26 protein-coding genes, 1 tRNA gene and 2 pseudogenes are annotated in these 23,542 nt (G+C 65.9%); 24 read left to right on the top strand and 5 right to left on the bottom strand.

Going from position 1 to position 23,542, the window contains the following annotated elements:
* The first annotated feature begins 143 nt into the window (after nucleotides 1-143).
* The 7 genes from JOF55_RS02940 (at nucleotide 144) to JOF55_RS02910 (ending at nucleotide 7,720) form a co-directional block, all read left to right on the top strand.
* Nucleotides 144-1,076 (top strand): LysR family transcriptional regulator, encoded by a 933-nt coding sequence (locus tag JOF55_RS02940; RefSeq protein ID WP_310269158.1) that lies wholly within the window; start codon nucleotides 144-146, stop codon nucleotides 1,074-1,076.
* Between the two features lie 170 nt (nucleotides 1,077-1,246).
* A complete protein-coding gene (locus tag JOF55_RS02935) occupies nucleotides 1,247-1,531 on the top strand; it encodes a YciI family protein (RefSeq protein ID WP_310269156.1) in 285 nt (94 codons plus the stop codon).
* A gap of 34 nt (nucleotides 1,532-1,565) precedes the next feature.
* Nucleotides 1,566-2,609: an alcohol dehydrogenase catalytic domain-containing protein gene (locus JOF55_RS02930; protein ID WP_374727209.1), complete on the top strand. Its 1,044-nt coding sequence runs from the start codon at nucleotides 1,566-1,568 to the stop codon at nucleotides 2,607-2,609.
* Nucleotides 2,606-4,315: an FAD-dependent oxidoreductase gene (locus tag JOF55_RS02925; RefSeq protein WP_310269153.1), complete on the top strand. Its 1,710-nt coding sequence runs from the start codon at nucleotides 2,606-2,608 to the stop codon at nucleotides 4,313-4,315. Before JOF55_RS02930 ends, JOF55_RS02925 begins: the two co-directional genes overlap by 4 nt.
* A 20-nt stretch (nucleotides 4,316-4,335) precedes the next feature.
* Nucleotides 4,336-6,261: an oxidoreductase gene (locus tag JOF55_RS02920; protein ID WP_374727370.1), complete on the top strand. Its 1,926-nt coding sequence runs from the start codon at nucleotides 4,336-4,338 to the stop codon at nucleotides 6,259-6,261.
* Nucleotides 6,262-6,635: 374 nt separating this feature from the next.
* On the top strand, nucleotides 6,636-6,995 hold the full coding sequence (gene cmtR / locus JOF55_RS02915) for a Cd(II)/Pb(II)-sensing metalloregulatory transcriptional regulator CmtR (protein ID WP_310269147.1): 360 nt from the start codon (nucleotides 6,636-6,638) through the stop codon (nucleotides 6,993-6,995).
* The gene (locus JOF55_RS02910; RefSeq protein WP_310269145.1) at nucleotides 6,992-7,720 is read left to right on the top strand and encodes a cation efflux transmembrane domain-containing protein; all 729 of its coding nucleotides are present in this window, start codon (nucleotides 6,992-6,994) and stop codon (nucleotides 7,718-7,720) included. The genes cmtR and JOF55_RS02910 overlap by 4 nt, the downstream gene beginning before the upstream one ends.
* A 113-nt stretch (nucleotides 7,721-7,833) precedes the next feature.
* Here JOF55_RS02910 and JOF55_RS02905 read toward each other — a convergent pair whose 3' ends face one another.
* On the bottom strand, nucleotides 7,834-8,082 hold the full coding sequence (locus tag JOF55_RS02905) for a VOC family protein (protein WP_310269142.1): 249 nt from the start codon (nucleotides 8,080-8,082) through the stop codon (nucleotides 7,834-7,836).
* 32 nt (nucleotides 8,083-8,114) lie between these two features.
* Nucleotides 8,115-8,186 (bottom strand): annotated as a pseudogene (locus JOF55_RS24345) (VOC family protein); the annotation flags it as partial.
* 496 nt (nucleotides 8,187-8,682) lie between these two features.
* Between JOF55_RS24345 and JOF55_RS02900 the strand changes: the two are divergent.
* The 5 genes and pseudogenes from JOF55_RS02900 (at nucleotide 8,683) to JOF55_RS02885 (ending at nucleotide 11,515) form a co-directional block, all read left to right on the top strand.
* The gene (locus tag JOF55_RS02900) at nucleotides 8,683-9,615 is read left to right on the top strand and encodes a restriction endonuclease (protein ID WP_310269137.1); all 933 of its coding nucleotides are present in this window, start codon (nucleotides 8,683-8,685) and stop codon (nucleotides 9,613-9,615) included.
* 84 nt (nucleotides 9,616-9,699) lie between these two features.
* A pseudogene (locus JOF55_RS24340) lies at nucleotides 9,700-9,930 on the top strand (winged helix-turn-helix domain-containing protein); the annotation flags it as partial.
* Nucleotides 9,931-9,960: 30 nt separating this feature from the next.
* Nucleotides 9,961-10,197, top strand: coding sequence for a winged helix-turn-helix domain-containing protein (locus JOF55_RS02895; protein WP_310269135.1), 237 nt, complete (start codon nucleotides 9,961-9,963; stop codon nucleotides 10,195-10,197).
* A 26-nt stretch (nucleotides 10,198-10,223) separates the two neighbouring features.
* The gene (locus tag JOF55_RS02890) at nucleotides 10,224-10,775 is read left to right on the top strand and encodes an NUDIX hydrolase (RefSeq protein ID WP_310269132.1); all 552 of its coding nucleotides are present in this window, start codon (nucleotides 10,224-10,226) and stop codon (nucleotides 10,773-10,775) included.
* Between the two features lie 20 nt (nucleotides 10,776-10,795).
* On the top strand, nucleotides 10,796-11,515 hold the full coding sequence (locus JOF55_RS02885; RefSeq protein ID WP_310269129.1) for a DUF8453 domain-containing protein: 720 nt from the start codon (nucleotides 10,796-10,798) through the stop codon (nucleotides 11,513-11,515).
* A gap of 6 nt (nucleotides 11,516-11,521) precedes the next feature.
* Here the strand turns inward: JOF55_RS02885 and JOF55_RS02880 are convergent, their stop codons facing one another.
* Entirely contained in the window at nucleotides 11,522-12,649 is a 1,128-nt protein-coding gene (locus JOF55_RS02880) for an NsdA family TPR-like regulatory protein (RefSeq protein ID WP_310269126.1), read from the bottom strand.
* Nucleotides 12,650-12,875: 226 nt separating this feature from the next.
* On the opposite strand from JOF55_RS02880, the gene JOF55_RS02875 reads away from it, so the two are divergent.
* The 11 genes from JOF55_RS02875 to JOF55_RS02825 all read left to right on the top strand — a co-directional run bounded on the left by JOF55_RS02875 (nucleotide 12,876) and on the right by JOF55_RS02825 (nucleotide 21,947).
* A complete protein-coding gene (locus tag JOF55_RS02875; RefSeq protein ID WP_310269123.1) occupies nucleotides 12,876-13,172 on the top strand; it encodes a hypothetical protein in 297 nt (98 codons plus the stop codon).
* Nucleotides 13,173-13,216: 44 nt separating this feature from the next.
* Nucleotides 13,217-13,432, top strand: coding sequence for a hypothetical protein (locus tag JOF55_RS02870; RefSeq protein WP_310269120.1), 216 nt, complete (start codon nucleotides 13,217-13,219; stop codon nucleotides 13,430-13,432).
* Between the two features lie 95 nt (nucleotides 13,433-13,527).
* Nucleotides 13,528-13,773 carry a hypothetical protein gene (locus JOF55_RS02865; protein ID WP_310269118.1) on the top strand — a complete coding sequence of 82 codons (246 nt, stop codon included), beginning with the start codon at nucleotides 13,528-13,530 and terminating at the stop codon, nucleotides 13,771-13,773.
* Complete coding sequence (locus JOF55_RS02860) at nucleotides 13,773-14,693, top strand: hypothetical protein (RefSeq protein ID WP_310269115.1); 921 nt, start codon at nucleotides 13,773-13,775, stop codon at nucleotides 14,691-14,693. Before JOF55_RS02865 ends, JOF55_RS02860 begins: the two co-directional genes overlap by 1 nt.
* The gene (locus JOF55_RS02855; RefSeq protein ID WP_310269112.1) at nucleotides 14,693-16,915 is read left to right on the top strand and encodes an FtsK/SpoIIIE domain-containing protein; all 2,223 of its coding nucleotides are present in this window, start codon (nucleotides 14,693-14,695) and stop codon (nucleotides 16,913-16,915) included. The genes JOF55_RS02860 and JOF55_RS02855 overlap by 1 nt, the downstream gene beginning before the upstream one ends.
* Before the next feature lie 408 nt (nucleotides 16,916-17,323).
* Nucleotides 17,324-17,506 (top strand): hypothetical protein, encoded by a 183-nt coding sequence (locus tag JOF55_RS02850; protein ID WP_310269108.1) that lies wholly within the window; start codon nucleotides 17,324-17,326, stop codon nucleotides 17,504-17,506.
* An 81-nt stretch (nucleotides 17,507-17,587) separates the two neighbouring features.
* Entirely contained in the window at nucleotides 17,588-18,190 is a 603-nt protein-coding gene (locus tag JOF55_RS02845) for a GGDEF domain-containing protein (RefSeq protein WP_310269104.1), read from the top strand.
* On the top strand, nucleotides 18,187-18,864 hold the full coding sequence (locus JOF55_RS02840) for a hypothetical protein (RefSeq protein ID WP_310269101.1): 678 nt from the start codon (nucleotides 18,187-18,189) through the stop codon (nucleotides 18,862-18,864). Before JOF55_RS02845 ends, JOF55_RS02840 begins: the two co-directional genes overlap by 4 nt.
* A complete protein-coding gene (locus JOF55_RS02835; RefSeq protein WP_310269099.1) occupies nucleotides 18,861-20,285 on the top strand; it encodes a DUF3631 domain-containing protein in 1,425 nt (474 codons plus the stop codon). Before JOF55_RS02840 ends, JOF55_RS02835 begins: the two co-directional genes overlap by 4 nt.
* Before the next feature lie 58 nt (nucleotides 20,286-20,343).
* Nucleotides 20,344-20,535 (top strand): helix-turn-helix transcriptional regulator, encoded by a 192-nt coding sequence (locus JOF55_RS02830; RefSeq protein WP_310269096.1) that lies wholly within the window; start codon nucleotides 20,344-20,346, stop codon nucleotides 20,533-20,535.
* A complete protein-coding gene (locus tag JOF55_RS02825) occupies nucleotides 20,532-21,947 on the top strand; it encodes a tyrosine-type recombinase/integrase (RefSeq protein ID WP_310269094.1) in 1,416 nt (471 codons plus the stop codon). Before JOF55_RS02830 ends, JOF55_RS02825 begins: the two co-directional genes overlap by 4 nt.
* A gap of 137 nt (nucleotides 21,948-22,084) precedes the next feature.
* Here JOF55_RS02825 and JOF55_RS02820 read toward each other — a convergent pair.
* Nucleotides 22,085-22,158 (bottom strand) — tRNA-Leu (locus tag JOF55_RS02820).
* Nucleotides 22,159-22,379: 221 nt separating this feature from the next.
* On the opposite strand from JOF55_RS02820, the gene JOF55_RS02815 reads away from it, so the two are divergent.
* Nucleotides 22,380-22,991, top strand: coding sequence for an ANTAR domain-containing response regulator (locus JOF55_RS02815; RefSeq protein WP_310269091.1), 612 nt, complete (start codon nucleotides 22,380-22,382; stop codon nucleotides 22,989-22,991).
* Between the two features lie 103 nt (nucleotides 22,992-23,094).
* Here the strand turns inward: JOF55_RS02815 and JOF55_RS02810 are convergent, their stop codons facing one another.
* The gene (locus tag JOF55_RS02810; protein ID WP_374727368.1) at nucleotides 23,095-23,463 is read right to left on the bottom strand and encodes a PaaI family thioesterase; all 369 of its coding nucleotides are present in this window, start codon (nucleotides 23,461-23,463) and stop codon (nucleotides 23,095-23,097) included.
* Between the last annotated feature and the right edge of the window lie 79 nt (nucleotides 23,464-23,542).

Genomic DNA, 23,542 nt, shown 5'->3' with positions numbered 1-23,542 from the left:
GTCGGCACGCTATCGTGAATCGCCTCCATCGGCCCGGTGTCCGCCCGCGTGTCCGGACCCGTGGAGGCGGCACCGGGCCTGGGGCCCGGCGATCACAGCGCACGGCACTATGGGGGTGTCGATGCCGTCTGCTGGGATGGGACATGGAGATTCGCTGGGTCGAGGCCTTCATCGCGGTGGCCGAGGAATTGCATTTCGGGCGCGCGGCCGAACGACTGCACATGGGCCAGTCGCCGTTGAGTCAGACCGTCAAAAAGCTCGAGCGCCGGCTGGGAGCGACACTGTTCGAACGCAGCACGCGAGCGGTCTCCCTGACCTCGGCAGGTCATGCGTTCCTCCCGCATGCGCGAAGGATCGTGGGTGAGATGGACCTGGCGCAGCGGGCCGCCCGCGCCACGCACGGAGAAGTCTACGGCCAGGTGACGATCGGATTCTCGGGCGCGCTCAACCATCGGACCCTGCCCCCGCTGACCCGCACGGTGCGCACGCGCCACCCCAACATCGCGCTCACCCTGGTGAACAGGGTGGCCACGTATGATGCTCTCCATCAGCTCCAACAGGGCAGTCTCGACCTGGCGTTCGTGGGGTTGCCGCTGTCCGCGGAGATGGTGTGCTCCCGAGACATCGCCGAAGAGTCCCTCGGAGTCGTCCTTCCCGTCGACCATCCGCTGGCCACCGCCGACGGCATCGATCTCGCCGAGCTCTCCGGCGATGACTTCGTCACGATGCCGCTGCAGGCGGGATCGGTCTACCGGGAGATCGTGGTGAATGCCTGTGTGCGAGCGGGTTTTCGACCCAGGATCGCCCAGGAGGTCTACGACCCCTACCTGATCCTGTCGTTCGTGGCCGCAGGAGTCGGAGTGAGCCTGGCGCCCGAATGCCTGCGCTCGATCATGCCCGCAGGTGCCGTCTTCGTTCCGCTGGTGGGCACCCCTCCGGTGCTGAGAACCGGCATCGCCTGGAATCCCGAGCACTCCTCCGAGGCGCTGCGCGCCATCCTCGCGGTGGCCGACGAGGTGTTCGCCCCGGCTGACGTGTCTGCCGAGGACTCCGCGGACGTGCCCGGCAATGCCTGAACGAGCCCGCACCACGACCTCGGGAATCCCATCCTGATTATGTGTAATAAGCACTAAGTAGGTATCCAATTCTGTCTTGGACAGAAATAGTCGCGTTTCGCGATGATGCCGGGTGTCACGGCAGTCACCGGACAGCCGGGCTGCCCCGGATCAGAAGTGGAGCGAGCCCCATGGGTACGTATGCGGTGATCTACACCTACACCGACGACGCGGCCTCGCGTGACGAGCACCGCCCCGAACACAAGGTTTTCCTGGAGGACCAGTACAAGGCCGGTCGACTGCGGGTCTCCGGTCCGTTCGGCCCGGAGAGCGACCCCGGAGCGCTACTGGTGTTCGAGGGTGACTCGGTCGAGGACGTTGCCGCCCTGCTGGATCAGGAACCCTTCTACAAGCGTGGTCTCATCGCCGACCGCGATATCCGTGCCTGGCAGATCTTCTTCGGCGGTCTGCAGTGAGCGCAACGCAGCGCCTTCGGAAGGGACGACGGTAATGCGGGTGGCTCGCACGGTCGCCAAGGAGACGATCGAGTACCACGACGTGCCGATGCCGGTCGCCGGACCGGGTGAGGCCCTCGTACGCATCGAGAGCCTCACCCTCTGCGGCACGGATCTGCACATCTGGGAGGACGACTACGCCACCGACCTGCCCATCGTGCAGGGGCACGAGTTCGTCGGGATCGTCGAGCAGGCGTCCGGATCACAGCAGGCAGTGGCCGTCGGCGATCGGGTCGCGGTTTCCCCGATGACGTACTGCGGCCGGTGCTACGCGTGCTCCATCGGCAGGGTCAACGCCTGCGTGCGGATGTCGGTCTACGGGTGCTATGAGGACGGTGCCCTGGCCGAGTACATGGCCGTTCCGGTGACCAAACTGCACCGCATTCCCGATGGGCTCGATCCGCGAGTGGCGCCGCTTGCCGAACCCGCGAGCATCGCGATGCAGGCGGTCGACCGCGGGCGTCCGCGTGCGGCGGAGAAGGCATTCGTCTTCGGCTGCGGGCCCATCGGCCTACTGTCCACCATGTACCTCACCTCGTTGGGAGTGGAGGTCGTCGCGGCCGACACGCGTGAGCATCGCTGCGAGTTCGCCGGGAAGTTCGGAGCCGTCGACACGATGGTGATCGATCCTGCGGTGTCCTTCCCCGACGCGGCTCAGCACGAGTTGCTCTCGCACTGGACCGGTGCGCAGGGACCGTCGCTGGTCGTCGAAGCCACCGGTGCGCCGGACTCGCTGACCAACGCGCTGTCCGTGGTCGCCACCGCAGGCCGTGTCGCCGCAGTGGGAATCTCCGACCGCGAGGTCTCCTTGTCGATGCGGACCCTGCCGGTCAAGGACATCGATTTGCTGGGCAGCCGCAACAGCCAGGACCTCATCGGCGAATCCCTCGCGTTGCTCAGCGAACACACCGCAGAGGCGGACATGCTGATCACACATCGTTTTCCGTTCGACAGGCTGGGCGAGGCGTTCGAGGTGATGCGCTCGCGCACCGAACCGGTCGGCAAGGTCGCCATCGACATGCCCGGAGCATTCACATGATCACTACACCACTCGGCGAGATCCCCCGGACCCACGACGTCGTGGTGATCGGGAGCGGTGCCGCGGGCCTCGTCACCGCGGTGCGTGCCGCCGATGCGGGACTGTCCGTGCTGGTCCTGGAGAAGGCCGACCGGCTCGGCGGCACCTCCGCTGTCGGAGGCGGCGTCATGTGGGCACCGTGCAACCACCTGATGCGCCGGAAAGGGTTCCGGGACAGCGTCGATGACGCGAAGAGCTACCTGAGTGCCGTCGCCGACGAGCGCATGACCGCGGCGGAAATCGACTGGTACATCAATACCGCACCGCGCGCGGTCGAGTTTCTGGACGAGCGGACCCACGTTCGGTTCACCCCGTTGGCGCGCCCCGACTACCACCCGGAATGGCCGGGGGCAAGTACCGGCGGCCGCGGGTTGGACAACGAACCCTTCGACCCCACCACGATTCCGGGGCTGGCGGAACTGCTGCGCAAACCGACGTATCTTCCGCCCATCAGCATGAACGAGCGGGATGCCCTGCGGGGCGCACCGATCGATCCCGAACTCCTGGCCGAGCGCAGGCGTACCGGAGTCAGGACCATGGGCGGCGCTCTGGTGGGGCGTCTGGTGCTCTCGGCAGTGGACAGAGACGTGGGCATCGTCACCTCGGCGAGGGTCACGGGACTCGGCCGTACCGGCGACTCGGCGGCGAGTGCCGGACGCTGGACGTTGGACGTCAACGACGGTGCGGCGACCGTGCGGGCCGCGAACGTGGTCATGGCCTCGGGCGGATTCGAGTGGAACGCCCGGTTGCGCAAGGCCCTGCTGAAGTTCCCCATCACCCCGATCAGCGCTCCGAGCAACGAGGGCGACGGGCTGGTTCTGGGCATGCGGGCCGGGGCCGCCCTCGACGAGATGACCGCGATCTGGGGCGTCCCGGTCATCGCACCCCCCACGCAGCGCTATGACGGCAGGCAGTCCGGACGAATGGGCAACGTCGAGATGACCCTGCCCGGGTCGGTGACCGTCAACGCCAAGGGAGCGCGGTTCGTCAACGAGGCCACCAACTACCACGACCTCAACCGCGTTTTCGGCAATGTCGACCCGGCCACCGGGCACCAGGAGAACAATCCGGCGTGGTTGGTCTTCGACCAGGCGTACCTGGACAAGTATTCGATCGCCGGTTCCACCCCGGGAGTGGCCGAGGACTGGATGGTCTCGGCAGGCTCCGCCGCCGAACTGGCGCACAAGTGCGGCATCGACCCATCCGGACTCGCCGCGACGCTCGAGCGGTTCAACGCCGACGCCGAGTTCGGCGTGGACACCGAGTTCGACCGGGGTGCCAGCACGCAGGACCGTCATCTCGGGGACCCCGCCAACACCCCCAACCCCTGCCTGGCACCCGTGCGCCAGGAGCCGCTGTACGCCGTGCCGATCTCGGCGGGCGCACTCGGGACCGCAGGAGGACTCAAGGCCGACCTGCAGGGCCGGGTCCTCGGAAACGACGAGGACCCCATCCCCGGATTCTTCGCCGCGGGCAACTGCTCGGCGACGGTCTTCCACGATGCTTACCCGGGTGGAGGAGCAACCCTCGGCTCGGCCATCACCCGCGGATTCGCCATCGGCGAGCATCTTGCCGCCACCCACGCGTGCCGGGGACTCGACGGGCAGGGAACTCCGGGACCCGTGCACCACACCGCCGTCTCGCACACAGCAGGAGAACGACGTTGACCTCGACCACCGGCTCCCGGATGACCGACCGGCCACTGAGGCTCGGTGGGCGCACGCTGCGCAATCGACTCGCCTCGGCCCCCATGGAGCGCAACTATTGTGATACGGCGGGGCATGTCACGGAGCAATACAAGGACTACCTGGTCCGGCGGGCCGAAGCGGGCATCGCGCTCGTCACGACGGAGGCCACCTACGTTCGTGCCGACGGCAAGGGCCGCACCCATCAGCTGGGGGCGCACGACGACTCCTGCATCGACGGTCTCCGGGAGCTGGCCGAGGCCATCCACGAACAGGGCGCCCTGCTCTGCTGCGAGCTCAACCACGGCGGGCGCACTGCCCAGTCGAAAGTTTCCGGCCTGCCGAACGTGGCTCCCTCGCCGGTTCCGTGTTCCCCCGCGGGCGGCGAGATGCCGCGAGAGCTGACCACCGAGGAGTGCTACGAGCTCGTGCGGGCCTACGGCGCGGCGGCTGCTCGCTGCGTTGCTGCCGGCATCGACGTGCTCAACATTCACGCCGCGCACGGCTACCTGGTCCACCAGTTCATGTCACCGGTGAGCAATCACCGCGATGACGAGTTCGCACAACCGGAACTGTTCCTGAACCTGGTCATCGACGCGGTGCGCGCCGCTGCCCCCGATGTGGCCCTGGGCGTGCGCGTGTCGGTGGTCGAAGGATCTTCCGGTGGGCTGTCCGCGGAGCAGACGTTCGACATCGTCTCGCGGGCACATCTCGATCAGGTGGATTTCCTGGATCTGTCCGCGGGCAGCTACGAGGCGGGGGAGTGGATCGTGCAGTCGGGGGAGTGGCAGCCCGGGGTGCTCGCCGACTACGCGGGCAGGTACCGCGCCTTGGGCACACCTCTCGGCATGGCCGGACGGCTCAACAGTCCCGAGATCATCGAGAAGACCCTGCAGGAGGGAACGGCCGACTTCGTCAGCCTGGCGCGTGCTCTGCACGCCGATCCCCGGTTCGCCGCGGCCTGCCTGTCCGGCGGTAGCTACCGGCCCTGCATCGCGTGCAATGTCTGCATCGACAATCTCGGTGCCGGGCAGGTGGCATGCACGGTCAACCCGACTGCGGGACGTGGCCGAGTTCCCCTTCCCGCACCGGAGGTGCCCTCGGCGGCGAGGACCGTGGTGGTCGGCGCCGGACCTGCGGGGCTGACGGCGGCTCGGGAGTTGGCCGTGGCCGGTGCGGCCGTCACCGTGTTCGACTCCTCCTGTGAGATCGGCGGTGACATGCGCATCGCGGCGAGCATGAAGTCCACACCGGACTTCTCCCGGTTCCTGGACTGGTCCGCCGATGAGATCGACAGGTGGGGGATCACGCTCCGTACGGGCACCGAAGTCACCGCGTCGAGGCTGGCCGCCGAGTCCCCGGACGCCGTCGTCCTCGCCACCGGAGGCGTCCCTCCCGATGCGGGCATCGAAGCCGGCGACGGAGCCCGGGTACTCGACATCCGGGACTGGCTCCGCGCACACGGGAGCACTGCGGCGCCGGAGGCCTGCACCATCTGGGGGGCCGACACGGTGGCGATGACGGTCGCCGACACGTTCGCCGGTCGAGGAACGAAGGTGCTGCTGGTCGGAGCCGAACACGAGATCGCACCGGACTCCGGGCGCCGCGCCAAGATCCTGGCCGTTCCGCGACTGCAGGAGAATCCCGCCACGCGCGTTCTGCTGAATTCGCGCATCACGCTGGCCAAGGCGGGCCAGGTGCTGGTCAGCAGCGAAGCGGGCGAGCAGGAGTGGGTGCAAGCACCCGGGCCGCTGCTCGTTTCCCAGGGCGTGCGCACCGACGACTCGGCGGCGGAGCTCGTGCCGGGCGGCGTACCGCATGTGCGAGTGGGTGCCGCAGGCGGATCGGGAGAGACCCTGCTCAGCGCGATCCGGAGTGGATACGACGCCGCCCGGCAACTGGCCGCACGGATCAAACCGGTGGTGTAGCGAGCACCGTGGCCGACACGGTGCCGTGATCGTCCGTGCGGGTCGGATATGACGGGAACGCATCCGGCCCGCTCCGGGTACCGCAGGCCGGATCCCGGCTCGAGCGCCGGGAGTCGAGACCCCGAAATCCGAGGTCACCAGAGGTCACCGTCGCGCCAGTCGCAGGTGAGTTCGCCGGACGGATCCAGCGGAACCATCGATCGAATCCGGCTTCGTGGCATTCCTTCGAGACTGTGGTTTCTTGCGGAGAGTTCTTCGATGCCGCCTGCTCGGGCGAACATCGCTACCCGACACGTGTTCGACCGGTCACCGGCACAGTGAACCGAACAGTTCACCCTGGACTGTATTACAGTGTTGGCTGTATTGTTGCGTGCATGTTGACGTGTGAGACGCGGGAGGCGGTGCTGGCCCGGTTGGGGCGGGCGCTGGCCGATCCCACGCGCTGCCGGATCCTGGTGCGACTGCTGGACGGAGCGCACTATCCGGGTCGGCTCGCCGAGGAACTCGGTCTGACCCGGTCGAACGTGTCGAACCACCTGTCGTGTCTGCGCGGCTGCGGGCTGGTGGTGGCCACGTACCAGGGTCGGCAGGTGCACTACGAACTGGCCGATGCCCACTTGGCTCAGGCGCTGCGTGAGCTGGTGCAGGTCGTGCTGGCCGTGGAGCCGACCGAGGCCTGCACCCAGGACGAGACGTCCGGGACGACGGCGGCACGGGAGGTGAGCGCACCATGACCGAGGCTTCGTCGCGGCAGGAAGCGGACGTGGATGCTGCTGCCGATGCGGGGTGCGCGGACGGGTGTTGTGGCCCGGCCCCGTCGTCGGATTCTCCGGCACGGCCCGTCGAGACGGCGGCGCAGCCGGATGCCTCGCGCCGGGCGGTGCTGTCCCGGCGGATCCGGCTGCTGGTCGCGGCCACGATCACCTACAACGTGATCGAGGCGATCGTGGCGCTCTCGGCGGGGATGGCGGCCTCGTCGACCGCGTTGATCGGGTTCGGGCTGGACTCGGTGATCGAGGTGGCCTCGGCGGCGGCAGTGGCCTGGCAGTTCACCGGCCGTGACCCCGAAGCACGCGAGCGCGTCGCACTGCGGGTCATCGCGGTGTCGTTCTTCGCCCTGGCGGCCTACGTCACCGTCGAATCCGTGCGCTCCCTGGTCGGCAGCGGCAGCGCCGAACCGTCGACGGTGGGTATCGTGCTGGCCGCGCTATCGCTGGTGATCATGCCCGGCTTGTCCTATGCCCAACGCTGGACGGGGCGTCAACTGGGCTCGGCCAGCGCGGTCGCCGATTCCAAGCAGACCCTGCTGTGCACCTATCTCTCCGGGGTGTTGCTGGTCGGCCTGCTGCTCAACAGCCTGTTCGGTTGGTCCTGGGCCGATCCCCTCGTCGCGTTGGTGATCGCCGCGGTGGCGGTCAAGGAAGGCCGCGAAGCCTGGCGCGGCGACGGATGCTGCTGAAGTTTTCCCGGAAACCGGTCCTCCCGCGCAGCGCAAGGGCTGTGCGGGAGGCGCCGCATCCTTGAGGGGTCAGAACTGTCCGGACGTCGGAGACCTCCCCGGCCTCCGACGCGCTACGCGGGTGTGGGTGGCTCCTCCACGACGGCGATGTGGTTGCCGTCGGGGTCCCGCAGCATGAACAGGAGCGGGGCGCCGGGCGTGTGCATCGGCTCCGGGTCGAGGTCGATGCCGCCGATGCTGCTGAGGCGCTTGTGTTCGCCCAGCACGTCCGGAGTCTCCACTCCGATTCCGCTGCCGCCGGGCTTGCCACCGCCCATTGACGGGTTGAGTGCCAGCCGCGCCCGTGAGCCGGGCGGGGCCACCTCCAGCCAGCGTGCGCACCGAAGCGGGTGTCGCTGCGCACCTCGAAGCCGAGCTTTTCGGTGTAAAAGGCCAGAGCCGCGTCCTGGTCGGCGACGGTGAACATGACCACGCCGAGGTTGGTGAGGGTTGTCGGAGTTCGCAAATCAGTCATGGCCATGTAGACCGGACAAGCGAGCAAAACTCATCGGTGCTGCGTGTCTGTGCCGTGAACACTCGTACGAGCCCGCATCGCGCCGGATGCAGTCGCGGAAGCCTTGATCGGCCGCTCGTTGCTTCTTCGCAGGCCAGCGGCCGTTTCAGGGTGGTGAGAGAGGGTGCCCCCGGTCAGATTCGAACTGACACTACACGGATTTTGAGTCCATCTGCGATCATGGCTATGACTTGCGGTGATGGTGTGGTGCGGCGCCATTTGTCCGTGTATTGGCCGTGACACCATGGTCAACTCGCTCGCGATGGTCCATGCTGAACGTGTGGGTGACCTGTTCAGCTCGCTCCCGAGCGCTATCAAGCGGGATGCTGTGTTCATCAGGTACCTCGACGGTGATAGAGGGTTGCCGGAGGGTCTCGCGGAGACCAGCAGGGGCGGTAGGAGGTCGAACTTGAGTCCAGGTTCGCAAAGGCGCATCTCGGCGTCCGCGTATCAAGCGCTACGTGACGCTTTGCCGGTTATTGTCTGGTACAAGAGAAGCTTCAGGCAGTACTTGACAACTGCGCTACGTGACCATCCAGAATTGCTTTATGGCGTTGATTTCGATCTAAGTAAACGAGAAGTTGCAGACGAAGTCGTTGGTCGCCTCATGCGTACTGAAGATTCATATCAATCGGCCACTCTGAAGCTCATGTTGGAAGTTGCTAATACTTCTTCATTTCACGAACTTCAGCATCTCGAAGACGGCGAATATTGGGTCAAGAAGGCGCAGACTGCAGTTACCCAACTCAAAGATCAGACCCGGGTGTATGAAGAGCTAATCATGGAACGTGAGCGAGTAGCCGCTGAACGTACGGAGCATGCGAAGCACGCGGAGTTGCAGCGGAAATTCGCCGGTGACCTAGCAGATCTAAACAGCGATTTCTACTCCTTGTCTGGAAAGAATGAACAGCCGCAAGAGCGCGGTCGTCAGTTTGAAGTCTTTTTGAATCGACTGTTTGATCTGTTCGATCTCCAGCCGCGATTGTCATATGTAGTTAATTGGGAGCAGATCGACGGCGCTTTTAGCTTCGATACTGACGATTACATTGTTGAGGCCAAATGGACACAGGGCCCAATTGAAGTAAAAGAAGCAGATCATTTCGCAGAAAAAGTTCGACAGAAGGGAAAGAATGCCCTCGGCCTGTTTGTAAGCATTGGAGGCTTTAGTCGCGGAATACTTGACAAGTACAGCCGGAGTACGCCATTTATGACAATGGACGGCATGGATCTAATCTGTGTACTTGAGCAGCGTGTCCGATTGGACACCATGTTGCGACGGAAAAAGCGACACGCAAACGAGACGGGACAATGCTACTTTCCGGCAAACAAGTTGATCGACTAAGTTGGAGACCGGTTGGCGTATCGGTGGGATCGGGGAAAGATGTCGTCCGGCAGCCGGTAGCCTAGACATACACAAGGCGTCGAGATGGCGGCGCATTGCGGCACCAACGATAGGATGCGTGTGGCTGAGCGAGGGACGTACCGCCTGATCGCGGCGGAGCTGGAGCAGCAGATTGAGGCTGGGCACTACGCGCCGGGAACGCTGCTGCCTTCGGAGCCGAGCCTGGCTCGTGAGCACGCGGTCGCTCGGAACACGGTGCGGGCTGCGCTTGAGGTGCTGGAAGAGGCTGGGCTCGTGGAGGTCCTGCCTGGTCACGGTCGTCGGGTAGCTGGTCACGCTTCCTCTGTGAGCGCGACAACGGCGTACGAACGCCTCGCTGCGACGCTGAGGGAACGCATCGAGGCTGGGGAGTTTCAGCCCGCGATGCCGCTCCCGAGCGAGGCACGTCTGCAGGAGGAACACGGTGTCTCGCGGAATACGGTCCGCCGCGCCTACCGCTTACTGGAGGACGAGGGCACGATCGTCATTCGGCACGGGGCTGGCGCGTTCGTGGCACAGCCGGACAGCGACGCAACCGCATAGCGGTGGATCGGTAGGGAAGCAGCCAGATGGACCATCCTGAGAAGCACGGTGAGTGGCTCGTACACGATGAGCGGACGATCTATGAGAGCGAGTGGGTCAGCGTCGGGATGGCTGACATCACGGTTCCCTCTGGTGAGCGCTTCGAGCATCACAAGGTCTGGCTCCCCCCGGCCGCGATGATGCTGGTGCTGGATGATGAGGAACAACACGCCTTGCTCGCGTACCGTCATCGCTTCGTTTCGGACGTGTGGAACTATGAACTTCCCGGCGGTCTGCTGAACGAGGACGAGCCTGCCAGTACCACAGCAGCGCGCGAACTCGAAGAGGAAACAGGCTACCGCCCGCGCTCGATGGAGCACCTCGTGACGTTCGAGCCCATGATCGGGACCGTGACGAACCCCCACTACGTCTACCTGGCGCGAGGCGTTGAGCGAGTAGCCGATACCGTGGAATTGAACGAGGGCAAGTTCACCTGGGTTCCAGTCAAGGAAATGCGGAAGCTGGTTTCCTCCGGGCAGATCGTCAACTCAGGGACGCTTGTCGCTATCCTGCATTACCTTGCTTTTCGGGAAAACTGAGAAGAGGTTAGATAGGTTCTATGAACCCGCAGGTATGGTCAGCTGTCGGATCTTGTGCTACGGCTCTTGTTGCTATTGTGGCAGCGGGGGTTGCCTTTTGGCAAGCTGGCGAAGCGAGAAAACTCAGAAAAGAGCAGGCTCAACCGTATATAGCGGTTTATATGGACATAAGTCCCGTTTCTCAACAAGTGATCGATTTAGTGATAAAGAATTTCGGTCATACAGTGGCGTATGACGTTGAAGTCACCTTCGACCCGCCACTAGTGCGGAGCTCAGGTAGCGGTAACGATACCGAGCCAGTACACGTGCCTAAGACCATCAAGACGCTTGTTCCGCAGCAAGAGTGGCGCTGCTTTTGGGATAGTGGAATTAGCCGCAATGGTGTGGATCTTCCAGATAGTCATCATGCGAAGGCCGTGTTCTATGAGAAACCTGGAAGACCCCCTAGAGCGCGTCATGAACTTGAATATGAGCTAGACTATGAAGTGTGGCACGGCATCGAATTTATGGTCCAGTATGGTATTCATGATGCAGCTAAGGCAATTGGGGAGATTCGTGACCATGTGAAGACGTGGACAGAATCTCCGAACCGGGGGATTTCGGTTTTTACGCGTAATGGTGACGCGCTAGATGAAAAACGGGGAAGGGAGCGCAGCGAGTCAAGACGGAAATCCGAGGAGATCAGCAGGAAAGTATTGCCCTCCGATAGTTCGGAGAGGCAAGAAATATCTGACCAGTAGGTCGGATTAGCTCTGCAGCTTTCCGATTCGGGCGCGCTGTCGAGCTGAGCCGGTGTTTCCGGCCAGCTCCTCGGCGCGTTTCGCATGTCGACGCGCTTCGTTCTCCTCGCCTCGCGTTTTGAGTGCCAGCGCCAGGTCTACCCGTAGTCCTGCCTCTGCGCGGCGGAAGTCGCCGCCCGCGAGGCCATCGAGTGCTGAATTCAGGTCGCTGACGGCTTCGTTTGCTCCCAAGCGAGCGAGGCAGTGACCACGCCACCTGGCCAAATGAGTGCTGTTCAATGCCAGGAAGGGTAGCTCCGGATCGTTGTCGCCCGGCTCAACCGGCAGGAACTGATCTGCCTCGTCGAGAGCTTTGTAGGTGCCTTCAGTATCACCAGCTGCAGCGCGCATCTCCCCCTCGGCGGCAGCCAACCAGCTACGCATCCGAGGGTGGACACGGTTGGCGTCCTTCGCTCGGGCTCGCTGCACGAGTGTGAGCGCCTCTGAGGGGCGTTCAGCATCGAGTAAGACATATGCCTGCTGAGCGGTCACATGCGCGACGATCGAGGGGTTCTCCGATTCCCTTGCGCCGGTCTTGGCGAGTTCGTGCATCTGCCAGGCGTCCTGCGCGTTGCGCATGTCCAAGGCTTGCCACCCGGAAAGCGCGGAAGCCTCTGCCAGTGCCGCAGCAAGCAAGTCCCGGTCATCGCCGGGAACCGCGAACTTCAACATCTCTTCGAGCTGCTTGACGTGGCTGCTGGTCTGCTCGAAGAGCCGTTCCGCCCCCAACCTGCGGTCGAGAAGGCGGAAGTTCTGGGTCTGGCTTTCGAAGAGTTCAACGAGTGATCGATCCACTTCGGAGAAGGTGATGCGCTCGGCGATCTCGTCGGACGCCTGGACAAACTCCGGCGAGTCGACAGGAGCGAACTCCAGCTCAGCAGGGGAGCGCCCGTAAGCAGCGCAAAACGGTGCCTGGTACTGCTCGGGCACAACGCGGGAGCCTTGCTCCCAATAGCGCATCTGCCGATTGATGCTCTCGTCCGTCACGAACAGCGGTATCCCCAGCTCGTCAGCAGTCTTCTTCAGCTTGCGTATGGCTTGCTGCTTCGTCAGACCGAGCTCCTGCCGCGCCCGCAGCAGCGGCGTGGCCTCCATGTCCCCTCCAGTGGTCATTTGATCTCACTGTGCACAGGGGAGGACCGGCGAGGCAAGCCCGTCCGTCCCCTTTGGTCCCCCTCTCGTCCCGTGTTGAGAAGTGCTCGCAGTCGGGAGTCTTGGAGTTGTCAGCCGCTAAGGCAGCCAGAGCCACCGGGTTGACAGCGAACACATGCACGTGCCCTACTTGTTCACAACATGTACGGAACCTGTATAGGAGAAACCGATGGGCAGTTTCGAAGTCTCGACCGAGCCAGCGACGGAGTTCACCGCCGATGTGGTGGAGCCGTCGGATGCGGAGTTGGCGGCGGTGGAGTCGCCGCTGGAGGAATGGGATGCGCTGCGTGTGCAGCGGTTTTGGGAAGCGATGGTCGTCGAGGAACTGGGCTCTCCCGAGCCGCGCTCCGGCGAGTTCGACGAGCCGGTGCTGTCGGAAGGTCCGTCGCGGCGCACGTCGTCGGGCGCGGTGCTGCGACTGCTGCCGGCAACCGAGGACGGCACTGATGAGCAGCTCGCCGCCTGACCCCTCGCTTCCCGTCGTCACTGACTCTGATCGGAGGTCTTGTCGTGATTACCTACAACGTTCTTGTCGCTCTCGTCATCGGCATCTTGCTGCTGGCCCGCCGCCGGATGGATTGGACCCAGCTCATCGGCGGGATGGCTCTGGGCTTTTTGCTACTGCCCACCGTCGTCGGGCAGCCGATGGCCGAGGTGACTCACACCTTCGCCACTGCGATCACCACCGCCGCCAACGGCGTGTTGGCCGATCTGGGGATCAGTTGAGCCCCGCTGTGCCCCGGCCCGGCAGTCATTCCGCCAAGAAGTCCCTGCCGGACCGGGTCTCCCACCACCAGATGAGCAGTAAGGAGACCCCCAGCATGCCCACTACACCGTCTGCCGGCCACGCCGCCCCGCCCGTTCAGGTGCGGCGGTATCCGGTGGCCCATACCGACCACGACCCGCGCTTCACGATCGGCTTGGTCTTCGATGTCGCGGCCGTGCTCGAAGACCACGGGTATCCGGGGTTTCGAGGGCCGTTTGCCGCTGACAACGCGGCCGATCTGGTCGAGCTGCAACAGGCCCTGTTCGCGTTCCTCTACACCGGTGGAGGGGGTGACCAGTGATGAGTACTCCCACCACGACGTCTCGTAGCGCCTATCCCGCCAGCGTGGATGAGTTGCTGCCGCAAGCCCGCGAGCTGGCTGAGGCGCTTGGAGAGCTGCCGTCGCGCAATCGGCTCATGGCCGAGTTCCGCATCGGTGCCAGGAAGGCCAGCACTCTGCGCGAGGCCCTCGACAGCGCCACCGCCGAACCCGCTGAGTCCGGCGCATTGCCGGAGCCGGTCCGGCTGCACGCGGTGCCCGAAATCACCGAGCCCACCGAGTCCGGTCCGGACTTGGACACGGCCGAACCGGACACCGAGCCTCTGCCGGTCGTGGCCGAGTCAGCCCTGGCTGGGACGGCTGCCGAGTTCGGACCGGTGCCGGAGCCGAGTCCGGCCGACGAGAGCGACGCATCCAACAGCGACAAGGTCGCATCCGAGCGGGACACGGTATCCGCGAACCCGGAGCCAGATCCGGTGCCGGAAACCGGTTCGGCTGGCCGTGTTCCGGCAGCCTGGCCGGTGCTGCTGCTGGCGCTACCGGCGTTCGTGGCGATCTGGTCCGGCTGGGTTGGACTGGGCTCGTTGACCGGGTTCGGCATGGTCCACCCGCTGCCAGGCATCTGGGACTCGTTGCAGATCAATACCGCGATCACGTTGCCGATCGGGGTGGAGACCTACGCCGCCTACGCCCTGCGGGTCTGGCTGTCCGGCCACGTTCCAGCCCAGGCCCGGACCTTCGCCAAGTGGTCCGCACTCGGCTCACTGGCCCTCGGCGCGGCCGGACAAGTGGCTTATCACCTCATGACCGCCGCTGAAATCACCGCCGCCCCGTGGTGGATCACCACGGCCGTGTCCTGCCTGCCCGTGGCCGTCCTCGGGATGGGCGCGGCACTGACCCACCTGCTGCACACCCCCGCGACCGATGGGGAGGCCCGCTGATGACCGAGCACCAGAATCACACCCCCGATCCCGACGGCGACGGCCGCGACGAGAACGCCACCGAGGACGCGCGGGTCTACGAGTTTCCCAACAACAAGGCCGACTCCGCCGAGGACACCGCAACCGGTGGCGACGTGGAGACCACGTCGGAGGTCATCGAGGGCGAACTCGTCGACGACGAGGACGACGGCCCGCAGCGGGTGGACCAGCCGGACACTGCCAAGGGGCCGTCCTGGTGGGAGCGGCTAAACCGGGCCGAGCGGCGCGAGGTCTTGCCGCCGTGGCTGGCCTCCAAGGCCCAGCTGGCCGAGGCCGCGAAGTGGACCGCCGCTCACTACTCCCACGCCGCCGGGTATCACGCGCTGCGCTGCCCGATCTACGCGACGAAGCTCGCCGGGCAGGCCCCACGCGGCACCGCCCGCATCGTGTCCGGCACGGCCCGGTGGGTCTTCGATGCCGAAGGACAGCCGCTGCGAGCTGCGGCCGCGCGGAGGGAGGATGCTGCCGAGTACCTGCGACTGACCTACCAACGCGACGCCCGAGTACGCACCCGGCTGGCCATGACCGCGCCGGTGCTGCTGATCGGCCTGCCGCTGACCGTGTTCTTCGCGACCGGACTGCCGTCGCTGGCCACCTGGGTGCTCACGGCGGGACTGGTGCTGGCGATGGGTGCGGCCGGACGCGTGCGGGACAAACCCATCACCGGCCGTGCCGTGGTCTCCACCCAGGTCGCCAAGCTCACCAGCGACATCGTCGAACGCGCCCTGGCGTCGCTGGGCATCGCCGAAATCAACAAGGTCATGGGGTCACGCGGGGGAGGGATCGCCTTCCCGAAGCCCATCACCCGCGACGGACCTGGGTGGCGTGCCGACATCGACCTGCCCCACGGGGTGACCGTGCCCGACATCGTGGAACGCCGGGAGAAGCTCGCCTCCGGCCTGCGCCGCCCCCTGGGCTGTGTGTGGCCGGAATCCGATGGCACCGAGCACGCCGGGCGCCTGGTGCTCTGGGTCGGTGATCAGGACATGGCCCAGGCCAAACAGCCCACCTGGCCCCTGCTCAAGAAAGGGGAGGCGGATCTGTTCCAGCCGATGCCGTTCGGCACCGACCAACGCGGCAGGCCCGTGTCCATCACGCTGATGTATGCCAACCTCCTGATCGGCGCGATGCCCGGTGTCGGTAAGACTTTCGCCCTGCGGGTGCTGCTGCTGGCCGCCGCCCTGGATGCTCGGGCTGAGATGCGGGTCTTCGAACTCAAGGGCACCGGCGACCTCGAATCGCTGGAGAAGGTGGCGCATCATTACGGCTCCGGTCCCGATGACGGCACAGTCGAGGCCACCCTGGACAGTCTGCGCGAGATCTACGCCGACCTGGAAAAACGGGCCGCCACGATCACCAAGCTGGCCAAGCAGGACAAGACCCTCGTACCGGAGAACAAGGTCACTCCACACCTGGCCGGCCGCACCGATCTGGGCTTGCACCCGTTGGTCGTCGCCGTGGACGAATGCCAGGAACTGTTCAGCCACCCCGAGTTCGGTAAGGAAGCCGGAGAGCTGGCCACCGCCATCATCAAACGCGGTCGGGCTCTCGGCGTGATCCTCATCCTGGCCACCCAACGCCCGGACAAGGACAGCCTGCCCACCGGAGTCAGTGCCAACGTCGGTATCCGGTTCTGTCTGCGGGTGATGGGGCAGATGGAAAACGACATGGTCTTGGGCACCTCGATGTACAAAAACGGCGTCCGCGCCTCCACGTTCACCGCCAAGGACAAGGGCATCGGCTACCTGGTCGGCAACGCCGACGATCCCCAGATCGCCCGCTCGGCCTACGTCGACAACCCCGCCGCCGATCGCATCACCGACCGCGCCCGCGCACTCCGCGAAGCCGCCGGGACCCTGTCCGGTCACGCCCTGGGCCGGGACACCACCCGCGAGCGCAAGGCCGACACTCTGCCCGAGGACCTGCTGGCCCTGCTCGGGCCCGACGAGGACAAGGTCTGGACCGAGGTCGTCGCCACCCGGCTGGCCGCCACCTGGCCGGAGGCCTACGGCAGCTACACGGCCGACCAGCTCTCCACCGCGCTCAAGCCCCACGGGGTCAAGACCAACCGACAGGTCTGGGGCACCGACGAGCACGGCGAGGGCCGCAACCGGCGCGGATTCCACCGCGCCGACCTCGCCCAGGTTGTCGCAGAGCGTAACCGGAAGCGGGATGCCGGATAAGCCCAGCGGGGCCGCTAGGTCTAGCAGCCCCACCCGCTAGACCTAGCGGCCCTGCTAGCACCCCCACAGCACCACTGCCCAGCACCCTAGCTCCTAGCGGTGTGCAGGGAGACGCGTCTCGAAAACCCCTGGTGGAGGCCCTGTGACCCCCAGCCTGAGCCCGCTAGCCACCCTCGTCCTCGCCACCTTGGTCGTCACGCTCGGTTACTTAGTCACGTGTGTGATCTGGCCCTTCAAACCCTGCCGGGCCTGCTCCGGCACCGGCAAACGTCAATCACCGATCGTCCGGGCCTTCCGCCTGTGTCCCCGCTGCACCGGATCCGGTCGCCGCATCCGCGCCGGGCGCCACGCCTACAACCTCACCGCCCACCGCCGACGCCGCCGACCTCGCTCACGGAAGTGATCCCCATGGCCAAGCCGATGCACATCACCCCGGACAGCATCCGCGCCGACCTCGCTGCACAAGGCCTGATCAGTGTCAGGGCGCTCTGCGGCACAAAGCTCAAGCCCGGCGACGGCGCCAACCCCAACGCCCCGCTCTGCCCAGCCTGCTACCGCAAGGCCGGTTGGACCCACGACAAACGCCACTGACTGCCAGCAGCAAGAAGGCCCCGCCCGTCCACATACCACCTGCAGCGGGCGAGGCCCCTACCTCGCTTGGAGGCATCTTCCATGTTCGCAGAAATCACCCTTGCCGTGGGCACCACCGGATGGGCAAGCATCGCCACCACCGCCGCGATGCTCTACCGCAGGCGGTTGCACACCGACACCCTGACCGGACTCGGTAACCGCACCGCCCTACACCGCACCGCCCGCCGAGAGCGGTTCACCTGTGGACTCGTGGGCCTGCTGATGGTCGACCTCGACCAGTTCAAAGCCATCAACGACACCCACGGCCACCCCTTCGGTAACAAAGTCCTCGCCGCCGTGGCTGCCCAGCTCGACGACGCCACCCACCCCGGAGAGCGCGCCGTGCGGCTACATGGCGATGAGTTCGCCGTCTGGCTCGGCCCCGTCTCCGGCAGCACCGCCGCCGAACACCGCGCCGACCAGCTCGCCGAAGCCCTGGCCGAACCGATCTGGGTCGACGGCCAACGGCTCACTGCTCTGGGCAGCGTCGGACTCGCCGTGGCACCGGCCGCCACGGACCTCGCCGAGCTGCTCGGGCACGCCGACGCGCACATGTACGAGATCAAAGCCAACCGCCGCCTGACCGTGCTGCCCACCGGACAAGCACAGCGCAACCGCGACACCCACGGAGGCACCGCAGCATGAACCCCACCCACCAAACACAGTCCGGCCCGGTCACCGTCGATACCGACGCCGCCTTCCTCGGCTGCCTGATGCGTTGCGACGCAGCCACCGCCCGGCGGCTGCTGGCCGGCATGCGCCCCGACGACATGGCCCAGCCCCTCGCCCGCGAAGTATTCGCCCTGGCCATCCGGCTGAATCTCCGCGAGGTCGCCCCCGGCCCGGCAGCGCTCTACGCCGAAGCCCGCCGAGCCGGACGTCTGGACACCGAGCACAAACACGCCCTGCTGACCGACTGGCTCATAGACACCTACCGCGCCGCACCCGACCCCGTCGTCGGTGACTACCTCAAAACCGCCGTGCTCGAAGCCGCCTACCGCCGCGCCCTGCGCGAGCACGCCACCCGCATGCTCCACCAGGCCGAGCACATCGCCGCCGAGGAGCTGGCCGACCTAGCCACCCTCGACGAGCGCGCGCTCGACCTCTGGCAGCGCCACCAAGCCGCCACCACACCCGAACAATCCCCGACCACCACACCGGATCACTCCGAACAAGCCCACATAGGCGAACTCAGTGACCGCTCAGGCCGCCTCTCCCGCACCGATCACCAACCCCCACCAGCCACAGCAGACACCGCCGAACACGCCACACAGACCACCTCAGTCGCCACCAACCGGCACGGCAGGAGGGCCGCGTGAGCACCCCGCAACCCCAAACCCCCGGCCTGGGGCGCATCCAGCGCCCCACCCCCGACGAAACCGGAGAAGAGGACACCACGATGACCGCCGCGCCCGCCCTGCACGTCGTCGCCGAGCAGGACGAGCAGCCCCACCGACCGGTGCGGCCCGGAGCTGAGGTGCTCGACGAGGTCACTCGCTTTCTGAGCCGGTTCCTGGTGCTGCCGTCCGAGCACTGTGCTCCGGTGATCGCGCTGTGGTTCGCCCATACCCACGCCGCGCACCGGTTCTACGCCACCCCGCGGCTCATCCTCGATTCCGCCGAGCCGGGCAGCGGCAAGACCCGCGTCCTCGAAGTCGGCCAATACCTCGTCAAGGCTCCCGAGATGACCATCTCGGCGACCACGGCCGCCATGTTCCGCATGGTCAGCTCCGGGCCGATCACCATCCTGTTCGACGAGGTCGACGCCATCTTCAACCCCAAAAACGGCGGCAACTACGAAGACCTGCGCGCCATGCTCAATGCCGGATACAAACGCTCGGCCACCATCGCCCGCTGCGTCGGTGACGCCAAGGCCATGAAGGTCGAGCGGTTCCCCGTCTACGCACCGGCCGCCCTGGCCGGGATCGCCGGGCACATGCCCGCCACGATCACCACTCGGGCCATCACCATCCACATGCGCAAACGCGCCCCCGATGAACCCGTCGAAGAGTTCATCGAAGAGGACGTCGAACAGGAAGCCGCCCCCGTGCGCGAAGAACTGAGCGTCTGGGTCGACAGCGTGGCCGACCACCTCGCCGGGGCACGCCCCGCGATGCCAGCCGGGGTCATCGACCGCGCCGCCGAGATCTGGAAACCCCTGATCGCTCTGGCCGACCAGGCAGGCGGGCACTGGCCCGACACCGCCCGCGCGGCCTGCCAGCACTTCGTCACCAACACCGGCCCGGAGGCCACCTCGCTGGGAGTGCGGCTGCTGGCCGACCTGCGCGAGGTCTTCACCGCACGCAATGCCGACCGGATGGCCACCGGCGACATCCTGACCGCGCTGCACGCCCTGGACGAAGCGCCCTGGGGCGATCTGTACGGCAAGCCTCTCGACGCGCGGCGACTGTCGAAAGAACTCGCCCGCTACGGAGTGGCCTCCAAGAACATCAAGCAACCCGGCGGTCAGGTCGCCAAGGGATTCCGCACCGATGGGGAAGACGGCTTGGCCGATGCCTGGTGCCGCTACCTGGCTAGTGCCGCTACCAGCGCTACCGGCGCTACTTCGCAGGTCACACCGGTAGCGGACGAAAAACAGGTGCCGCTACCGCCGCTACCCACCACCGAGACAGGTAGCGGCAGTAGCGGCAACGAAAATCCCGCCGCTACCGGCCTGACCAGGGAAGTAGCGGCAGTAGCGGCGGTAGCGGCACACACCAGCCAGCAACCTGCCGAGTAACCCCCCACCTGTCCCTCAAGCAACGCTCCATCGCTCGCAACGCACCAGGAGGCACAGCATGCCCAAACGCAGCGGCAACTGGATGACCATCACCGAATTCTGCGAGGAGATGGACATCTCCCGCTCCACCTTCGACGACTGGCGCGCCAAGCAGCGAGCCCCCAAGTGCATCCGCTTGCCAAACGGCTCCCTACGTATCCGTCGTACCGACTTCGAGAACTGGCTCGACACTCTGGAGGACGCCGCATGAGCGAGACCACCTACGACGTTCGCATCTGGAAGATCCAGACACGCAAGAACAAGCAGGGCAAGGTCACCAGCTACCGTGTTCGCTGGGAAGTGGGTAGCCAGGATCGTTCCGACTCCTTCAAGAACAAGGCACAAGCCGAGAGTTTCCGCTCGGATCTCGTCAGCGCAGCCCGCAAGGGCGAAGCTTTCGCCATCGGGACCGGAATGCCGGTCTCGATGACACGCCAGATCAACGAGATGAGCTGGTTCGATTTTGCGTGTGCCTACGTAGATATGAAGTGGCCGGATCAGTCCGGCAACTCCCGTAAGGGCATCGCGGAGACGCTGACCACGGTCGCTCCGGCCATGCTTTCGAGCGAGCGAGGAAAGCCGGACGAGAAAATCCTGCGGGATGCGCTGTTCGGCTGGGCGTTCAACTGTTCTCGGCGGGATACGGTCGAGCAGCCTGCTCGGATCAAGGCTGCCTTGAAGTGGCTTGCGGCCAACACCAAGCCTGTCAGTGCCCTGGCCGAGCCTGCGTGTCTGCGGGAGGTCCTGCGGCTGATTGCCACCCGGCTGGACGGTAAGTCGTCGGCAGCGTCGGTGGTCAGCCGCAAGCGGGCGGTGCTGCACAACGCGCTCGATTACGCCGTGGAGCGCAAGCTACTCGATCGAAACCCGCTACCGGAGCTGAAGTGGGCCCCGCCGAAGAGTGTGCAGGCCATCGACAAGCGCACCGTGGTCAACCATCAGCAGGCGCTGAAGCTGCTGGAGGCCGTACGCGAGCAGGGACCGAGCGGGCCGCGCCTGGTCGCCTTCTTCGGGGTTATGTACTACGCGGCAGCGCGCCCGGCCGAGGCGGTCAACTTGCGGCGCGGTGACGTGCTCCTGCCCGAGATGGTTCGAGATCCCGAATCGGGGGAGTGGGTCGAGCCGCAGGACGGGTGGGGCGAGCTGTTGCTGTCGGAATCGGCCCCGGAGACCGGGGCACGGTGGAGCAGCACCGGCAAACGACGAGATCGTCGACAGCTCAAGCACCGCGGCAGGGGGGACACGCGACCGGTGCCGTGCCCGCCGCCGCTGGTGCGGATTCTGCGCGAGCACATGCGGGCCTACCCGCCTCGGCCGAGCGGGCAACTGTTCTACGGCCTGCGGGGCGGGGAGCTGTCGCAAAGCACCTACGGGCACGCTTGGGAACGTGCCCGCAAGGCCGCCCTGACACCGGCCGAATTCGCCTCACCGTTGGCCAAACGTCCCTACGATCTGCGGCACGCAGCCGTGTCGACCTGGCTCAGCGCCGGTGTGCCACCAACCCAGGTCGCCGAGTGGGCCGGGCACAGCGTCACCGTGCTGCTGCAGATCTACGCCAAGTGCCTGGCCGGACAGGAAGACGCCGCACGACGACGGATCCAGGAGGTCCTCAGCGCCGAGTGATGCTCAATCTGTGGCCACGCATTGGCCAGAGAAAACCGCAGAAGGCCGCACGCATCCGGGAACAGTCGCAGAATCCTTGATCGGTCGCTCGCCGCTTTTGCGCAGGTGAGCGGCCGTTTCAAGGTGGTAGGAGAGGGTGCCCCCGGTCAGATTCGAACTGACACTACACGGATTTTGAGTCCGCCGCCTCTGCCATTTGGGCTACGGGGGCTGGCACACATCCCAGCATACGTCATTGGTGATCAGCGGTAACCCAGGGGTGCTGCGTGGCTTGCCGGGCGATCGCCGGTGTTCCGTGCGGTGGCCGATCATGGTCGATCGGTGTCGTCCCGCTCACTCTCCCTGGTCAGAGTGGCCCCGGGAGACGGCGGTAAACTCGCACTTTCCGGTGCGACCGCACCGGCAGACCCGAGAACCACCCAGGAGGATCCGGTGACCACGCCGGCTGCCGAGGACCCAAATGCGGCCCCGACGACGCAACGCCGCGTGCTCGTGGCCGAGGACGAGGCACTGATCAGGCTTGACCTGGTGGAAATGCTCCGGGAAGAGAGCTATGAGGTCGTCGGTGAGGCCGGTGACGGGCAGGAGGCGGTCCGCCTGGCGGACGAGTTGCGCCCGGATTTGGTCATCCTGGATGTCAAGATGCCCAAGATGGACGGGATCGAGGCGGCCTCGTCGATCGCGGGTGAACGGATTGCCCCGGTGGTGATTCTCACCGCATTCAGCCAACGTGATCTGGTCGAGCGCGCCCGGGACGCGGGGGCGATGGCATACCTGGTCAAGCCGTTCGCCAAGCGTGATCTGGTCCCGGCGATCGAACTCGCCATCTCGCGCTTCACCGAGGTGCAGGCTCTGGAATCGGAAGTGGCGGACCTCTCCGAGCGGCTCGAAGCACGCAAGACGATCGAGCGTGCCAAGGGCCTGTTGATGAACAATCACGACCTGTCCGAGCCGGAGTCGTTCCGCTGGCTGCAACGCACGGCCATGGACCGGCGCACGACGATGAAAGCCGTGGCACAGGCGGTACTGGACAGTCTGGAGTGAGCATGGGCGAACGCCCGGGTTCGGGCGAACGCCGCCGTGCTCCCCGGCTGTGACCGCCCCGGGAGCACCCCGGGACCGTGCCGGCGCCCGGAGCCGGACTGCTTCACTGCCCCGGTGGCTGATCGCGCAGTACGCAGGTCAGGCGGGCCGAGCAGGTCCGCTTTCCCCGCGCGTCGGTGATCACGATCTCGTAGGTGGCCGTGCTGCTGCCCTGGTGGAGCGGGGTGGCCACGCCGGTCACGAGTCCTTCCGTGGCGGCGCGGTGATGGGTGCAGGACAGCTCCAGGCCGACCGCGATCCGCTCGGGCCTGGCGTGCAGCGCGGCCGCGGTCGAGCCGAGGCTCTCGGCGAGCACGGCGTTGGCGCCACCGTGCAGGAGCCCGTACGGTTGCCGGTTTCCGGAGACCGGCATGGTCCCGACCACACGATCGGGGCCGTACTCGGTGATCTTGATGCCCATCCGATGCCACAGTAGCTCCTCATCGGGCACCTGCGACTCGAACAGCGCGAGGTCGTCACTGGTCGACGCGTCGCCGTTCTCGGTAGCCGTC

Origin of the sequence: Haloactinomyces albus (assembly GCF_031458135.1) — a bacterium.
Lineage (GTDB): Bacteria > Actinomycetota > Actinomycetes > Mycobacteriales > Pseudonocardiaceae > Haloactinomyces > Haloactinomyces albus.
Note: the sequence above shows the minus strand (reverse complement) of the source record. Positions and strands in the feature narration are given on the sequence as shown.

Coding starts and splice junctions, on each gene's coding strand:
- JOF55_RS02940 (WP_310269158.1), top strand. CDS start 144: ATGGAGATTCGCTGGGTCGAGGCCTTCATCGCGGTGGCCGAGGAATTG.
- JOF55_RS02935 (WP_310269156.1), top strand. CDS start 1,247: ATGGGTACGTATGCGGTGATCTACACCTACACCGACGACGCGGCCTCG.
- JOF55_RS02930 (WP_374727209.1), top strand. CDS start 1,566: ATGCGGGTGGCTCGCACGGTCGCCAAGGAGACGATCGAGTACCACGAC.
- JOF55_RS02925 (WP_310269153.1), top strand. CDS start 2,606: ATGATCACTACACCACTCGGCGAGATCCCCCGGACCCACGACGTCGTG.
- JOF55_RS02920 (WP_374727370.1), top strand. CDS start 4,336: ATGACCGACCGGCCACTGAGGCTCGGTGGGCGCACGCTGCGCAATCGA.
- cmtR (WP_310269147.1), top strand. CDS start 6,636: ATGTTGACGTGTGAGACGCGGGAGGCGGTGCTGGCCCGGTTGGGGCGG.
- JOF55_RS02910 (WP_310269145.1), top strand. CDS start 6,992: ATGACCGAGGCTTCGTCGCGGCAGGAAGCGGACGTGGATGCTGCTGCC.
- JOF55_RS02890 (WP_310269132.1), top strand. CDS start 10,224: ATGGACCATCCTGAGAAGCACGGTGAGTGGCTCGTACACGATGAGCGG.
- JOF55_RS02885 (WP_310269129.1), top strand. CDS start 10,796: ATGAACCCGCAGGTATGGTCAGCTGTCGGATCTTGTGCTACGGCTCTT.
- JOF55_RS02880 (WP_310269126.1), bottom strand. CDS start 12,649: ATGGAGGCCACGCCGCTGCTGCGGGCGCGGCAGGAGCTCGGTCTGACG.
- JOF55_RS02875 (WP_310269123.1), top strand. CDS start 12,876: ATGGGCAGTTTCGAAGTCTCGACCGAGCCAGCGACGGAGTTCACCGCC.
- JOF55_RS02865 (WP_310269118.1), top strand. CDS start 13,528: ATGCCCACTACACCGTCTGCCGGCCACGCCGCCCCGCCCGTTCAGGTG.
- JOF55_RS02860 (WP_310269115.1), top strand. CDS start 13,773: ATGAGTACTCCCACCACGACGTCTCGTAGCGCCTATCCCGCCAGCGTG.
- JOF55_RS02855 (WP_310269112.1), top strand. CDS start 14,693: ATGACCGAGCACCAGAATCACACCCCCGATCCCGACGGCGACGGCCGC.
- JOF55_RS02850 (WP_310269108.1), top strand. CDS start 17,324: ATGGCCAAGCCGATGCACATCACCCCGGACAGCATCCGCGCCGACCTC.
- JOF55_RS02845 (WP_310269104.1), top strand. CDS start 17,588: ATGTTCGCAGAAATCACCCTTGCCGTGGGCACCACCGGATGGGCAAGC.
- JOF55_RS02840 (WP_310269101.1), top strand. CDS start 18,187: ATGAACCCCACCCACCAAACACAGTCCGGCCCGGTCACCGTCGATACC.
- JOF55_RS02830 (WP_310269096.1), top strand. CDS start 20,344: ATGCCCAAACGCAGCGGCAACTGGATGACCATCACCGAATTCTGCGAG.
- JOF55_RS02825 (WP_310269094.1), top strand. CDS start 20,532: ATGAGCGAGACCACCTACGACGTTCGCATCTGGAAGATCCAGACACGC.